Source organism: Cryobacterium sp. M23 (genome assembly GCF_002929655.1).
Lineage (GTDB): Bacteria > Actinomycetota > Actinomycetes > Actinomycetales > Microbacteriaceae > Cryobacterium > Cryobacterium sandaracinum.
This window is the reverse complement of the sequence record NZ_PJJV01000062.1, coordinates 1-14259: the sequence shown is the minus strand read 5'-3', so window position 1 is coordinate 14259 and position 14259 is coordinate 1. Positions and strand designations below refer to the sequence as shown.

At 69.3% G+C, this 14259-nt stretch carries 12 protein-coding genes; all 12 read left to right on the top strand.

The genetic code is table 11. The annotated features are described in order from the left end of the window. Positions 1–79 precede the first annotated feature (79 nt). Entirely contained in the window at positions 80–727 is a 648-nt protein-coding gene (locus tag CXY82_RS05875) for an amino acid ABC transporter permease (protein ID WP_104170093.1), read from the top strand. Continuing rightward, on the top strand, positions 724–1647 hold the full coding sequence (locus CXY82_RS05870) for an amino acid ABC transporter permease (protein ID WP_104170092.1): 924 nt from the start codon (positions 724–726) through the stop codon (positions 1645–1647). The genes CXY82_RS05875 and CXY82_RS05870 overlap by 4 nt, the downstream gene beginning before the upstream one ends. A 20-nt stretch (positions 1648–1667) precedes the next feature. Then, a complete protein-coding gene (pheS, locus tag CXY82_RS05865) occupies positions 1668–2708 on the top strand; it encodes a phenylalanine--tRNA ligase subunit alpha (RefSeq protein ID WP_104170091.1) in 1041 nt (346 codons plus the stop codon). Continuing rightward, positions 2708–5242: a phenylalanine--tRNA ligase subunit beta gene (gene pheT, locus CXY82_RS05860; protein ID WP_104170090.1), complete on the top strand. Its 2535-nt coding sequence runs from the start codon at positions 2708–2710 to the stop codon at positions 5240–5242. Before pheS ends, pheT begins: the two co-directional genes overlap by 1 nt. A gap of 179 nt (positions 5243–5421) precedes the next feature. Continuing rightward, complete coding sequence (gene argC / locus CXY82_RS05855; protein WP_104170089.1) at positions 5422–6465, top strand: N-acetyl-gamma-glutamyl-phosphate reductase; 1044 nt, start codon at positions 5422–5424, stop codon at positions 6463–6465. After that, positions 6462–7634, top strand: a complete 1173-nt coding sequence (gene argJ / locus CXY82_RS05850; protein WP_104170088.1) for a bifunctional glutamate N-acetyltransferase/amino-acid acetyltransferase ArgJ — start codon at positions 6462–6464, stop codon at positions 7632–7634. The genes argC and argJ overlap by 4 nt, the downstream gene beginning before the upstream one ends. Continuing rightward, positions 7631–8566 (top strand): acetylglutamate kinase, encoded by a 936-nt coding sequence (argB, locus tag CXY82_RS05845; protein ID WP_104170087.1) that lies wholly within the window; start codon positions 7631–7633, stop codon positions 8564–8566. Before argJ ends, argB begins: the two co-directional genes overlap by 4 nt. 32 nt (positions 8567–8598) lie before the next feature. Continuing rightward, entirely contained in the window at positions 8599–9792 is a 1194-nt protein-coding gene (locus CXY82_RS05840) for an acetylornithine transaminase (RefSeq protein WP_104170086.1), read from the top strand. A gap of 38 nt (positions 9793–9830) precedes the next feature. After that, positions 9831–10760 (top strand): ornithine carbamoyltransferase, encoded by a 930-nt coding sequence (gene argF / locus CXY82_RS05835; protein WP_104170085.1) that lies wholly within the window; start codon positions 9831–9833, stop codon positions 10758–10760. A 63-nt stretch (positions 10761–10823) separates the two neighbouring features. Further along, positions 10824–12023, top strand: coding sequence for an argininosuccinate synthase (locus CXY82_RS05830; protein WP_104170084.1), 1200 nt, complete (start codon positions 10824–10826; stop codon positions 12021–12023). 7 nt (positions 12024–12030) lie between these two features. Next, entirely contained in the window at positions 12031–13473 is a 1443-nt protein-coding gene (gene argH / locus CXY82_RS05825) for an argininosuccinate lyase (protein WP_104170083.1), read from the top strand. Next, complete coding sequence (locus CXY82_RS05820; RefSeq protein ID WP_104170082.1) at positions 13470–14081, top strand: DNA-3-methyladenine glycosylase; 612 nt, start codon at positions 13470–13472, stop codon at positions 14079–14081. The genes argH and CXY82_RS05820 overlap by 4 nt, the downstream gene beginning before the upstream one ends. The last annotated feature ends 178 nt before the right edge of the window (positions 14082–14259 follow it).

Sequence of the window (14259 nt, the reverse complement as noted above, 5' to 3'; positions counted from 1 at the left end):
GACCAGCACCTTTTTCCCGGAACCCGCACGACCCAACCGCACGACATCCAGATAGTCACTACAGAAGAGGAGGTGAGTTGTGGACGCAGTCATCGAAAACCTGCCCCTGTTTCTGGAGGGCTTCAGAAATACGTTGGGCCTTCTGCTTCTGGCCGGCACGGGAGCGCTCGTGTTCGGCATCATCATCGCTGCCATGCGCATCTCGCCCGTCGCATCCCTGCGCGGATTCGCCACCGTCTACACCGAGATCGTGCGCAACACCCCGCTCACGCTGGTGCTGTTCTTCTGCGCCTACATCCTGCCCTACCTCCAGTTCAGCCCAGGCTACTTCGTGCTCGCCACGATCGGACTCACCGTCTACACCTCGCCGTTCGTCGCCGAAGCCCTGCGCTCGGGCGTCAACGGTGTGCACGTGGGTCAGGCCGAGGCCGCCCGCAGCGTGGGTCTGACCTTCACGCAGACCCTCTCGTTCGTCGTCATGCCCCAGGCGGTGCGCATGGTCATCCCGCCGCTCATCAATGTGTTCATCGCCTTGACGAAGAACACCTCGGTCGCCGGCGCCTTCTTCGTCTTCGAACTCTTCGGCGCCGCCCGTAAGATCACCAACGATCGCGGCGATGAGGTGCTCGCGATCTTGCTCGCCGTGGCAGTCTTCTACCTCCTGGTCACCATCTCGCTCGGCCTGATCGCCGGTCGGGTCGAGAAGAAGGTGGCGGTTCTCCGATGACTTCCGTGCTTTACGACGCTCCGGGCCCCAAGACCATCTTCCGTTCCCGGCTGTTCTCCGTGGTGGCCGGCCTCGTCATCGCCGCCGGCCTGGTCTGGCTGATCCTGGCGCTGGGTGCGCCCAAGACCAGCGCCAACGGCGCCGTTCAGCCGGGCCTCTGGGACGTCTCCCGGTGGGACGTCTTCGCCGACCGCGAGGTCTGGCGCACGCTGGGCCGCGGAGCGCTGAACACCCTCCGAATGGCCGGCGTCGCCGCCGCGTTCGCCCTGGTACTCGGTGTGCTGTTCTCCTTCGGGCGCGTCTCCGACACTAAATGGATTCGGATCCCGACCACGGTCGTGCTCGAATTCGTGCGCGGCATGCCCGTACTGCTGATGATGCTTTTCATCCTCCTCGTCTTCTCCACCGGCTCCTTCTGGGCCGGTGTCGCCGCCCTCTCCGTCTATAACGGCGCGATCATCGGCGAGGCGCTGCGGGCCGGCATCAAAAGCCTGCCTCGCGGCCAGCGCGAGGCTGGGCTGGCCATCGGGCTCACGCCCGTGGCAACCCGGTTCCGGATCGAGTTCCCGCAGGCGTTCCGGCAGATGCTGCCGATCATCATCGCGCAGCTCGTCGTGCTTCTCAAGGACACGTCCCTGGCGTTCGTGGTCGGCTACGAGGAGCTCCTCCGCAGCGGGCTGTACAACCTGACGAACTTTTTCGGCAGCCGGTACTCCTTCTCCTTCTTCCTCGTCGTGCTCGCGATCTACCTGACGATGAACCTACTGCTCTCCTGGCTGGCCCGCGTCATCGCCCGCCGCACCGGCTCCAAGTCCGGCGGCGTCACCACGGACACGAAGGCGCCGCCTGAGAAGCCCCTCGATCCAGAGGTGGTCTACCCCGCTGCGCTCGGCAACCAGATGGGCGCCCGGGGTCTTTAGCGGCACTAAACTTGTGCCTTGTGTCTGACCCCACTGAGATCTCTGAACCAGTCGTGAGCGCGGCCGTCGACGCCGCACTCGCCGCCATTGATGCCGCGAACGACTCCGCGGCCCTGAAAACCGTGCGCACCGAGCACACCGGCGAGGCCTCCCCGCTGGCCCGGCTCAACGCGCTGATGCGCGGCGTGCCGAACAACCAGAAGGCCGCCGCCGGCAAGCTCCTCGGCCAGGCCCGAGGTGCCGTCGCCCAGGCGTTCGCCGCCCGCGAGGCCGCGATCACCGAGGCTGAGGCAACCGCTCAGCTCGCGGCCGAAACGGTCGACGTGACCGCGGCGGCCTCCACCTGGAAGCCCGGAGCGCGGCATCCGCTCACCCTGTTGCAGGAGCGCGTCGCGGATGTCTTCGTCGGCATGGGCTGGGAGGTCGCCGAGGGCCCCGAGCTCGAGAGCGAGTGGTTCAACTTCGACGCCCTCAATTTCGACGAGGACCACCCGGCCCGTGCCATGCAGGACACGTTCTTCATCGACCCACCCGAGGCACACCTGGTACTGCGCACCCACACCTCGCCGGTACAGCTGCGTGCCCTGTTGTCGCGCGAACTTCCCGTTTACGTCGTCGCGCCCGGCCGGGTGTTCCGCACCGACGAACTTGACGCCACGCACACGCCCGTGTTCCACCAGATCGAGGGCATCGCCGTCGACAAGGGCCTGACCATGGCGCACCTGCGCGGCACCCTCGACCACTTCGTGCAGGCCATGTTCGGCCCCGAGGCGAAGGTGCGCCTGCGCCCCAACTACTTCCCGTTCACCGAGCCGAGCGCCGAAGTCGACCTGTGGCACCCGACCTTCAAGGACGGCGCCCGCTGGATCGAGTGGGGCGGCTGCGGCATGGTCAACGCCAATGTGTTGCGTTCCGCCGGGATCGACCCGGAGGTCTACTCCGGATTCGCGTTCGGCGTCGGCGTCGAACGGGCATTGATGTTCCGAAATGATGTGAAGGATATGCACGACATGGTCGAAGGCGACGTCCGGTTCAGCCAGCAGTACGGGATGACCGTCTGATGCGCGTACCACTGAGCTGGCTGGCTGAGTTCGTCGACCTGGCCCCGGGCACCACGCCCGAGGACGTGCACGCCGCCCTGGTGAGCGTGGGCCTCGAAGAGGAGGAGATCCACCGCTTCGAGCTGACCGGGCCGATCGTGGTCGGCCAGGTGCTCGAGTTCGTCGGCGAGGAGCAGACCAACGGCAAGACCATCAACTGGTGCCAGGTGCGCGTCGCCGCTGACGGCGAGCTCGCGGCCGACGGCGGCCCGGCCGTGCACGGCATTGTCTGCGGCGCCCACAACTTCGTCGTCGGCGACAAGGTCGTCGTGACCCTGCCCGGCGCCGTGCTGCCAGGTCCGTTCCCGATCGCGCCCCGCAAGACCTACGGCCACGTGTCCGACGGCATGATCGCCTCGGCCCGCGAACTCGGCCTCGGCGACGAGCACGACGGCATCCTGGTGCTCGGCAGCCTCGGCCTCGACCCCGAGATCGGCACGGATGCGATCAGCCTGCTGGGCCTGGACGACACCGCCGTCGAGATCAACGTCACGCCCGACCGGGGCTACGCCTTCTCGATCCGTGGCGTCGCTCGCGAGTACGCGCACGCCACCGGGGCTGCCTTCCGCGACCCGGCGCTCTCCGTCACCGCGGACGCGTCCACGGTCGCCTTCCCGGTCACCATCGCCGATCAGGCCCCGATCCGCGGTCGCGTCGGCGCGAGCGTGTTCGTCACCCGCGCGGTGCGCTTCGTGGACCCCACCCGACCGTCTCCGGCGTGGCTGATCGCCCGCCTGAAGCTGGCCGGCATCCGTTCGATCTCGCTGATCGTCGACGTCACCAACTACGTGATGATCGAGCTCGGCCAGCCGATCCACGGCTACGACCTTGACAAGCTGGCCGGCGGTATCACCGTGCGTCGCGCAGAACCGGGCGAGAAGCTCGTCACCCTCGACGACGTCACCCGCATCCTCAACGCCGAAGACTTGCTGATCACCGACGAGTCCGGACCGATCGGCCTGGCCGGCGTAATGGGCGGTCAGAGCACCGAGATCGGTTCCGCGACCACGAATGTGCTGATCGAGGCCGCGAACTTCGACCCGGTATCGATCGCGCGCACGGCCCGCCGGCACAAGCTTCCCAGCGAGGCATCCCGCAGGTTCGAGCGCGGGGTGGACCCGGCCGTGGCCGAGGTCGCCGCCGCCCGCGTCGTTCAGTTGCTGGTCGAGCTCTCCGGGGGAGAAGCCGACGGCCTCGGCTCCCTGCACGACGCCACGCCCGACGCCGAGCCGATCTTCCTGCCGACCGGCTTCATCTCCGGCCTGATCGGACTCGACTACACCCGCGAGGAGGTGCGCACCTCGCTGGCCGAGATCGGCGCCTCGATCGAGGAGACCGAGACCGGGATGAACGTCACCGCCCCGAGCTGGCGCCCCGACCTGACGGACAAGTGGACCCTGGCCGAGGAAGTCGCCCGCATCGTCGGTTACGACCGCATCCCCTCGGTGCTGCCCGTCGCCCCGCCCGGGCGCGGCCTCACCCACGCCCAGACCCTGCGCCGCCAGGTGGCGCAGACCCTGGCGGCCACCGGCCACACCGAGGTGCTCGCGTACCCGTTCGTGGCGGAGAAGTCGAACAACCTGTTCGGGCTGCCCATCGGCCCTGCTGTTCCGCAGATCCGGGTTGCCAACCCGCTCGACGGAGAGGCGCCGTTCCTGCGCACGTCGATCCTGCCCGGGCTGCTGCAGATCGCACACCGCAACCGCTCGCGCGGCCTCACCGACCTGGCCGTCTTCGAACTGGGCCTGGTGTTCCGGCCGGTGGCGGGCATCCGTTACGGCGGCTCCGTCGTGCCGCCCGGCGCGGTGCGCCCGAGCGCGCAGCTGGAGGCCGAGCTCAACGCGGGCATCCCGCCGCAGCCTCTGTCGGTGGCGGTCGTGCTGACCGGCTTCGTCGTGCGGCACCAGCCGGGGCAGCCCGCCGTGGCCGCAAGCTGGCAGCACGCCCTCGCCGCGGTGCAGCAGGTCGCGCTGGCCGCCGGCGTTCCGATCACGGTTCGCCAGGGTTCGCACCAGGCCATGCACCCCGGCCGCACCGCCGAGCTGTTCGTGACGACGGATGCCGGCACGACCTCGGTCGGCTACGCCGGCGAACTGCTGCCCAGCATCGCCCGCGACGCGGACCTGCCCGCGGTCGTCGCGGTTGCCGAGATCGACCTGACCGCCGTGTTCGCGGAGGCCGGCGCCGAGCTGCGCGCCACACCGATCGCCACGATGCCGGCCGCCACACAGGACCTGTCCCTCGTGGTCGACGCCGGCGTGCCGGCCGGCGACGTGCTCCGCACGCTGCTCGAGGGCTGCGGGCCGCTGCTCGACCACGCCGAACTCGTCGACGATTACCGCGGCACGGGCGTGCCGTCCGGGCGCAAGTCACTGACGTTCGCGCTGCGGTTCCGGGCGCCGGAGCGCACCCTCACCGCCGCGGAGGCCAGCGACGCCAAACTCGCCGGCGTCGCGGTGGCCGCCGCCCGCTTCGGGGCCACTCTCCGCGAGTAGCGCGAGTAGGGCGAGTGGCGCGAGTAGCGCGAGCAGCGCGAGTAGCGCGGGCTGGCGCGGGCTGGCGCCCGCTCCGCGCGCCGAGTGTCGCCCGTTTTGCCGAGAGTCACCGCCCGGGCGGCGATTATCGGCGCGAACGGCGATTCTCGGCGCGCGGGGCGGCGCGCTAGGTTGGGAACATGTCTTTTTCGGTGGCGGTGGCAGGTGCGAGTGGCTACGCGGGCGGTGAATTGTTGCGTCTGTTGGCCGGGCACCCCGACTTCGAGGTGCGCACGGTCACGGCGCACAGCACTGCCGGGCAGCGTCTGATCGACGCGCAGCCGCACCTGCGCTCGCTCGCGCACCTCACCCTGGTCGACACGACGCCCGAAACCCTCGCCGGGCACGATGTGGTGTTCCTCGCCCTGCCCCACGGGGCATCCGGTGCCCTCACCGCGCACCTTTCCGCCGACACGCTCGTCGTGGACTGCGGTGCCGACCATCGGCTCGAAAGTGAGAGCGACTGGGCGGCGTTCTACGGGGGCGACTACTTCGGCGCCTGGACCTACGGCGTGCCCGAGCTCCCGGTGGTCGGCGGCACGCAGCGCTCCCGGTTGGCCGGCTCCCGCCGCGTCGCCGCCCCCGGCTGCAACGCGAGCACGGTGGCGTTGGCGCTGGCGCCGGGCATCCGTGCCGGGGTGATCGAGCCCGAAGACTTGGCCGCGGTGCTCGCGGTCGGACCCTCCGGCGCCGGCAAGAGCCTGACGCTGCAGAACCTCGCAAGCGAGATCCTCGGCTCCGCGAACCCCTACGCGGTCGGCGGCGTGCACCGCCACATCCCCGAAATCCAGCAGAGCCTGCGCTGGGCAGGGGCCTCGAACCCGACCATCTCATTCACCACGGTGATCGTGCCGATGTCGCGGGGCATCCTCTGCACCGCGACGGCCCGTCTCGTGCCCGGTACATCCGGCGCCGCGGTGCGCGCCGCCTGGGAGGCGACCTACGCCGACGAACCGTTCGTGCATGTGCTGCCGGAGGGCCGATTCCCGCGCACTGGCGACGTGCTCGGCGCCAACACCGCGCTGATCGGCCTCGCCGTCGACGAGGCCGTGGGCCGCGTCGTGACGATCACCGCCGTCGACAATCTCACCAAGGGCACCGCCGGTGCCGCCATCCAGTCCGCCAACCTGGCGTTGGGACTGCCCGAAACCACGGGCCTGAGCACGAATGGAGTTGCCCCATGAGTGTCACCGCCCCCGCCGGGTTCGCCGCCGCCGGAGTCACCGCCGGCCTGAAACAGTCCGGCGGGCTCGACCTCGCCGTCGTGCAGAACCTCGGCCCGCTCACCAGCGCGGCCAGCGTTTTCACCAGCAACCGGTGCAAGGCGAACCCGGTGCTCTGGAGCGAGCAGGTCATGAAGGGCGGCCGAGTCAAGGCCATCGTGCTCAACTCGGGCGGCGCGAACTGCTACACCGGCAGCATCGGCTTCCAGACCACGCACGCCACCGCCGAGGCCATCGCCGACCGCTTGGAGATCTCCGCCGGCGAGGTGCTGGTCTGTTCCACCGGCCTGATCGGCGAACAGCTCGACCTGGGCAAGATCACCGCCGGCGTGTGGGACGCGACCCTCGCGCTGCAGGGTGAGAAGGCCACCTCCGACGCCGCCGGCCTGGCCGCGGCGCAGGCGATCATGACCACCGACACCACACCCAAGCAGACCATGCTCGTTTCCGACACCGGCTGGACCATCGGCGGCATGGCCAAGGGCGCGGGCATGCTCGCGCCTGGCCTGGCCACCATGCTCGTGGTGCTGACCACCGATGCCGTGCTCGACTCCGAGCAGCTGGACGTGGCCCTCCGCCAGGCCACCCGGGTCACGTTCGACCGCCTCGACTCCGACGGCTGCATGTCCACCAACGACACTGTCACCCTCCTCGGCTCCGGGGCGAGCGGGGTCACCGCCGACCTGGCCGAATTCACGGATGCCCTCATCGCCATCTGCCAGGACCTCACCCTGCAGCTGCAGGCCGACGCCGAGGGGTCTGCCCACGACGTCGCCATCACGGTGCGGCACGCCGGCACCGAGGCCGACGCCGTCACGGTCGCCCGCGCGGTCTCCCGCAGCAACCTGTTCAAGACCGCGATCTTCGGCAACGACCCGAACTGGGGCCGCGTGCTCGCGGCGGTCGGTACGACGGATGCCGCCTTCGACCCCTACGGCATCGACGTCGCCATCAACGGCGTGCAGGTCTGCACCGCGGGGGAACCCGACCAGCCGCGCGAGCTCGTCGACCTGACCCCCCGCTCGGTCTCCGTGCTGATCGACCTGCACGAGGGCGACGAGACGGCCACCATCTGGACCAACGACCTCACCCACGCCTACGTCGAAGAGAACAGCGCGTACTCGAGTTGAACCCGGTCCACGAAACCCCCGGCGACGAGACGACCCCAGGCGACGAGACGAACAGCCGGGCGGAGGCAGCCGTCAAGGCCGCCACGCTGATTGAGTCGCTGCCCTGGCTCAAGCGGTTCCACGACCAGATCATCGTGGTCAAGTTCGGCGGCAACGCCATGGTCAGCGAGGAACTGCAGCGCGCGTTCGCCGAAGACATGGTGTACCTGCGTTATGCCGGCATCCGCCCCGTCGTCGTGCACGGCGGCGGCCCGCAGATCTCCGCGATGCTCGACCGCCTCGGCATCGCGAGCGAGTTCCGCGGAGGCTACCGGGTGACCACGCCCGAGGCGATGGACGTCGTGCGGATGGTGCTCACCGGCCAGATCAACCGCGAGCTGGTCAGCCGCATCAACCAGCACGGCCCACTGTCGGCCGGGCTGTCCGGCGAGGACGCCGGACTGTTCCAGGGCCGTCGCCGCGGCACCGTCATCGACGGCCTCGGGGTTGACCTCGGCCTCGTCGGCGACGTGATCGGCGTCGACCCCGAGGCCGTGCTCGCCCAGCTCGCCGCCGGCCGCATACCGGTCGTCTCCTCGATCGCACCCGACACGGATGTCCCGGGGCAGTCCCTGAACATCAACGCCGACGCCGCCGCCGCGGCCCTCGCGGTCGCGCTCGGCGCCGCCAAACTGGTCATCCTGACCGATGTCGCGGGGCTGTACAGCGACTGGCCCAACCGCGACTCGCTGGTGTCGGTCATCGACGTGGACTCGCTTCGCTCCCTGCTGCCGGGCCTCGAGTCGGGAATGATCCCCAAGATGACGGCCTGCCTCGACGCGGTCGAGGGTGGCGTCGCGAAGGCGGCCATCATCGACGGCCGGGTACCACACTCGATCCTGCTCGAGGTCTTCACCGGCAGCGGGATCGGAACCGAAGTGGTCCCGGCATGAGGAATACGCACCCAGAATCGAGCACTGCACAGATGGCCGACTCCGGAACCCCCGACTGGCGCGAGCGTTTCAGCGCCGCCATGATGCACACGATCGCACCGCCGCTGGCGATGCTCGTGCGCGGGAAGGGGTGCTACGTCTGGGACGACGAGGGCACGAAGTACCTCGACTTCCTCGCCGGAATCGCCGTGAACTCGCTCGGCCACGCGCATCCGGCTCTCGTCGCCGCGGTCACCGACCAGGTCGGCCGGCTTGCCCACGTCTCGAACTACTTCGCGTCGCCACCGCAGCTGGAACTGGCCGAACGGCTCAAGCGCCTCACCGGTGCGGGACAGGCCGGCCGGGTCTACTTCTGCAATTCCGGCGCCGAGGCCAACGAAGCCGCATTCAAGCTGGCCCGGCTGAACACCGGCGGTGGCAACCGAACCCGCATTCTCTCCCTGCACGACTCGTTCCACGGCCGCACGATGGGGGCGCTCGCCCTCTCCGGCAAGCCGGCCATGCGCGAGCCGTTCCTGCCCGTCCCCGAGGGGGTCGAGCACATCCACGCCACGCTCGAGGGGCTGGATGCCGCGATCGACGAGACCGTCGCCGCCCTCTTCCTCGAGCCCGTGCAGGGCGAGGCCGGGGTGGTCGACCTGCCCGCAGGGTTCCTGCGCCGCGCCCGCGAACTGTGCACCCGAAACGGCGTGCTGCTCATCCTCGACGAGGTGCAGACCGGCGCCGGCCGCACCGGCGAGTGGTTCGCCTACCAGCACGACGGTATCCAGCCGGATGCGCTCACGCTGGCGAAGGGGATCGGCGGCGGCCTGCCCATCGGCGCCCTCGTCACCTTCGGGGCGGCGTCGGAGCTGTTCCAGCGCGGCCAGCACGGCTCGACCTATGCCGGCAACCCGCTCGTCACGGCCGCCGCCAACGCCGTGCTCGGCGCCATCGAGGCCGACGGCCTGGTCGCCAACGCCGCGCGGCGCGGCGAGCAGCTGCGGGAAATCCTCGCCGGGTTCGGCTCCCCCCTCATCGGCGAGGTGCGCGGCCGCGGGCTCCTACTCGGTGTCGGGCTGACCGAACCGGTCGCCACCCGCCTGGCGGCCGCGGCCCAGAGCAACGGCTTGATCGTGAACGCCGCAAACGAGTCCACCATCCGTCTGGCCCCGCCCCTCATCGTCGGCGACGACGAACTGGCCGATTTCGAGTGCCGATTCGGGCTCGCTCTGGCCAGCCTCTAGAGTTGAACGATCTATTCCCCAGAAGCGAAAGTGACGCCGTGACCCGCCATTTCCTGCGCGACGACGACATCTCACCGGACGAACAGGCCGAGATCCTCGACCTTGCCCTGGAACTCAAGCGTGACCGATTCGCGGTCAAACCTCTGGCCGGCCCGCAGACCGTGGCTGTCATCTTCGACAAGTCATCGACCCGCACCCGGGTCTCCTTCGCCGTGGGGATCGCCGACCTCGGCGGCAGCCCGTTGATCATCAGCACCGCGAACAGCCAGCTCGGTGGCAAGGAAACCGCTTCCGACACGGCCCGCGTGCTCGAACGCCAGGTGGCCGCGATCGTCTGGCGCACCTACGGCCAGGCCGGACTCGAGGAGATGGCCCTCGGCACCACGGTGCCCGTCGTCAATGCGCTGTCGGACGACTTCCACCCCTGCCAGTTGCTCGCCGACCTGCTCACCATCCGTGAGCACCGCGGCGACCTGGCCGGTCAGACCCTCGCGTTCCTCGGCGACGGCGCCTGCAACATGGGCCAGTCCTACCTGCTCGCCGGCGCGACCGCGGGCATGCACGTGCGCATCGCCTCCCCGGTCGGGTACACGCCCACCGACGAGGTCGTCGCGGATGCCGCGGCGATCGCCCTGCGCACCGGCGGCTCCGTGGAGCTCTTCACCGACCCGGTCGCGGCTGTCACCGGCGTCGACGTGGTCGTCACCGACACCTGGGTGTCGATGGGCAAGGAAGAGGAGAAGGCCACCCGCCTGGGCGACCTCGGTCGCTACCGTGTGGACGCCGCCCTGATGGCCCTCGCCAAGCCCGACGCGCACTTCCTGCACTGTCTGCCGGCTGATCGCGGTTACGAGGTGACCGCCGACGTCATCGACGGCGCGCAGAGCATCATCTGGGACGAGGCCGAAAACCGCCTGCATGCCCAGAAGGCGCTGCTCGTCTGGCTGCTCACCCAGAACAGCGCCTGAACGCCCCGGCGGGCGTCACAGCGTGACCGTAAACTTGAACAGATCGAATTTTTAGGGAGAACCATGGCTGAACGCGTTGTGCTGGCATATTCGGGCGGTCTCGATACCTCGGTTGGCATCGGCTGGCTGAAGGATGCGACCGGCAAAGAGGTCGTGGCCCTCGCCATCGACGTGGGACAGAGCGGCGAGGATATGGACGTCATCCGCCAGCGCGCCCTGGACTGCGGCGCCGTCGAGTCCATCGTCGTCGACGCGAAGGACGAGTTCGCCAGCGACTACGTCGTGCCGGCCCTCAAGGCCAACGCGCTCTACCAGAAGCGTTATCCGCTCGTCTCCGCGCTCAGCCGCCCGCTGATCGCCAAGTACCTCGCCTCGACGGCCAAGGAGCTCGGAGCGAACAGCGTCGCGCACGGCTGCACCGGCAAGGGCAACGACCAGGTGCGCTTCGAGGCCGCCGTCGCCGCCCTCGCGCCCGAGCTCACCTCGCTCGCCCCGGTGCGCGATTTCGCCCTCACCCGGGACAAAGCCATCGAATACGCGGCGCTGCACAACCTGCCCATCGCACAGTCGAAGAAGAGCCCCTACTCGATCGACCAGAACGTCTACGGCCGTGCGGTCGAAACCGGCTTCCTCGAAGACCCGTGGAACGCCCCGATCGAAGACCTCTACACGTACACGCAGGACCCGGCCGTGACTCGCGAGCCCACCGAGGTCGTCATCAGCTTCGACCAGGGTGTTCCCGTCGCGATCGACGGCGTCGCCGTCACCCCGCTTCAGGCCATCGAAATGATGAACCTGCTCGCCGGCAACCAGGGCGTCGGACGGATCGACATCGTCGAGGACCGCCTCGTCGGCATCAAGAGCCGCGAGGTCTATGAGGCGCCCGCCGGCATCGCCCTGATCGCCGCGCACGAAGAGCTCGAGAATATGACCGTGGAACGTGACCTGGCCCGCTACAAGCGCACGGTCGAGTCCAAGTGGGCCGAACTCGTCTACGACGGCCTCTGGTTCTCCGGCCTGAAACGCGCACTCGACGTGTTCATCGACGAGACGCAGAAGCACGTGACCGGCGACATCCGTCTGAAGATGCATGCCGGCACCGCCGTCGTCACCGGCCGCAAGTCCACTCGGAGCCTCTACGACTTCAACCTCGCCACCTACGACACCGGGGACACCTTCGACCAGTCCATGGCCAAGGGTTTCATCGAGCTGTGGTCGCTGCCGAGCAAGATCTCGGCCCGCCGCGACCTCGCCGGCAAGTAGGGCTGACGTGGCTGGCGACACGGACACGCACGAGAACCGCGCGGGCAAGGCGGGCGCCCTCTGGGGTGGCCGCTTCGCCGGGGGACCGTCGCCGGAACTGGCGAAGCTGAGCAAGTCGACCCAGTTCGACTGGCCGCTGGCTCCCTACGACATCCGTGGTTCCCAGGCCCACGCGCGGGCCCTGGCCGCGGCCGGTTACCTGACCGCCCCGGAACTCGTCGCCATGATCGCCAGCCTCGACACCCTGATGCAGGCCGTGGTCGACGAGAGCTTCCTGCCCGCGGAATCCGACGAGGATGTGCATTCGGCCCTGGAACGCGGCCTGATCGACATCGTCGGCGTCGAACTGGGCGGCAAGCTGCGCGCCGGCCGCAGCCGCAACGACCAGGTCGCCACCCTGGTGCGGATGCTGCTGCGCGACAAGGCGAAGGGCATCTCCGCCCACGTCATCGACCTGATCGACGCCCTGGCGTCGCAGGCCGAGGCGAACGACGATGCCATCATGCCGGGCCGCACGCATCTGCAGCACGCCCAGCCGGTGCTGCTCGCCCACCACCTGTTCGCGCACTGCTGGCCGCTCGTGCGCGACCTCGAGCGGTTCACCGACTGGAACACGCGCGCCGACTACTCGCCCTATGGGTCGGGTGCCCTGGCCGGCAACACGCTCGGCCTCGACGCCAACCTGGTGGCGGCCGACCTCGGCTTCAGCGCCGTGGTCGAGAACTCGATCGACGGCACCGCGAGCCGCGACCTGGTCGCCGAGTTCGCGTACATCACCGCCCAGATCGGTATCGACCTGTCCCGTCTGGCCGAGGAGATCATCCTCTGGAACACCCGCGAGTTCGGTTTCGTCACCCTCGACGACTCCTACTCCACCGGGTCGTCGATCATGCCGCAGAAGAAGAACCCGGACATCGCCGAGCTGGCCCGCGGCAAGTCGGGGCGCCTGATCGGCAACCTGACCGGTCTGCTGACCACTCTCAAGGGGTTGCCGCTCGCCTACAACCGCGACCTGCAGGAAGACAAGGAGCCCGTCTTCGACTCGATCGAGACGCTCGAGGTGCTCCTGCCGGCCTTCAGCGGAATGATCGCGACCCTGACCTTTCACACCGAACGGATGGCCGAGCTCGCCCCCCAGGGATTCTCCCTGGCCACCGACGTCGCCGAGTGGCTCGTCAAGCAGCAGGTCACGTTCCGGGACGCGCACGAAATCACCGGTTCGCTGGTGAAGTTCGCGGAGCGAAACGGGCTCGACCTGCACGAGGTGGACGACGCCGCGCTGCTCGCGCTGTCGCCGCACCTCACGCCGGACGTGCGCGAGGTACTCACCATCACCGGTTCGGTGTCCCGCCGCGACGGCCAGGGCGGGACCGCCCCGGTGCGCGTGGCCGAGCAGCGCGCGGCGCTCGTCACCCGGGTGCGCGCGCTGACGGCTGCACTCGGCATGTGACACTCGTCGACGGCATTCTGGCGCGACCGGCGGTTGAGGTCGCGCCACAGTTGCTGGGCGCGCTGCTCGACCGCGCCGGGGTGCGGCTGCGCATCACCGAGGTGGAGGCCTACCTCGGGCCAGGGCTCGACCCCGGCTCGCACGCCTTCTGTGGCCAGACCCGGCGGAACGCGTCGATGTTCGGCCCGAGCGGCCACGTCTACGCGTACTTCAGCTACGGCATGCACGTCTGTGCGAACATCGTCTGCTCGCCGGGCGGCGAGGCGTCCGCCGTGCTGCTGCGCGCCGGCGAGATCGTCGACGGTGTCGCCGAGGCACGGATGCGCCGCCCCACCTCACGCAGCGACCGCGACCTGGCGCGCGGCCCGGCCCGGCTCACGCTGGCGCTCGGCATCGGGCTGGGAGACGACGGTGCGGACCTCGGTGAGGCGCCGTTCACGCTGACCCTGCCTCCCGAACCGGTCGCTTTCCGCAGCGGACCCCGCACCGGAGTGGGCGGCGCCGGCGGGAGAGCGGAGTATCCGTGGCGATTCTGGATCCCGGGCGACGCGTCGGTGTCGCCGTACCGGCGACATCCGAAGCTGGGCGCTGAGCCCGACTCTCGCTAGGCGCGCGTCGTCGACAGGCTCGTGCCGTGACCGGGACCCGCGCTGGGGCATCCGGCGTCACGCAAATACGGAGATTTTCGGGAAACGCGGGCTTCGGTGGCTGGGGTGACCCGGTCTTTTCGGACGGGGTCCTTGGTTTCATTTTAGGCGGCGAGTGTGAGTTTGATGAGGCGTTCGG

Bases quoted from the DNA above. Each gene is read 5' to 3' on its own strand.
- CXY82_RS05870 (WP_104170092.1), top strand. From the start codon at position 724: ATGACTTCCGTGCTTTACGACGCTCCGGGCCCCAAGACCATCTTCCGT.
- pheT (WP_104170090.1), top strand. From the start codon at position 2,708: ATGCGCGTACCACTGAGCTGGCTGGCTGAGTTCGTCGACCTGGCCCCG.
- argC (WP_104170089.1), top strand. From the start codon at position 5,422: ATGTCTTTTTCGGTGGCGGTGGCAGGTGCGAGTGGCTACGCGGGCGGT.
- argJ (WP_104170088.1), top strand. From the start codon at position 6,462: ATGAGTGTCACCGCCCCCGCCGGGTTCGCCGCCGCCGGAGTCACCGCC.
- CXY82_RS05840 (WP_104170086.1), top strand. From the start codon at position 8,599: ATGGCCGACTCCGGAACCCCCGACTGGCGCGAGCGTTTCAGCGCCGCC.
- CXY82_RS05830 (WP_104170084.1), top strand. From the start codon at position 10,824: ATGGCTGAACGCGTTGTGCTGGCATATTCGGGCGGTCTCGATACCTCG.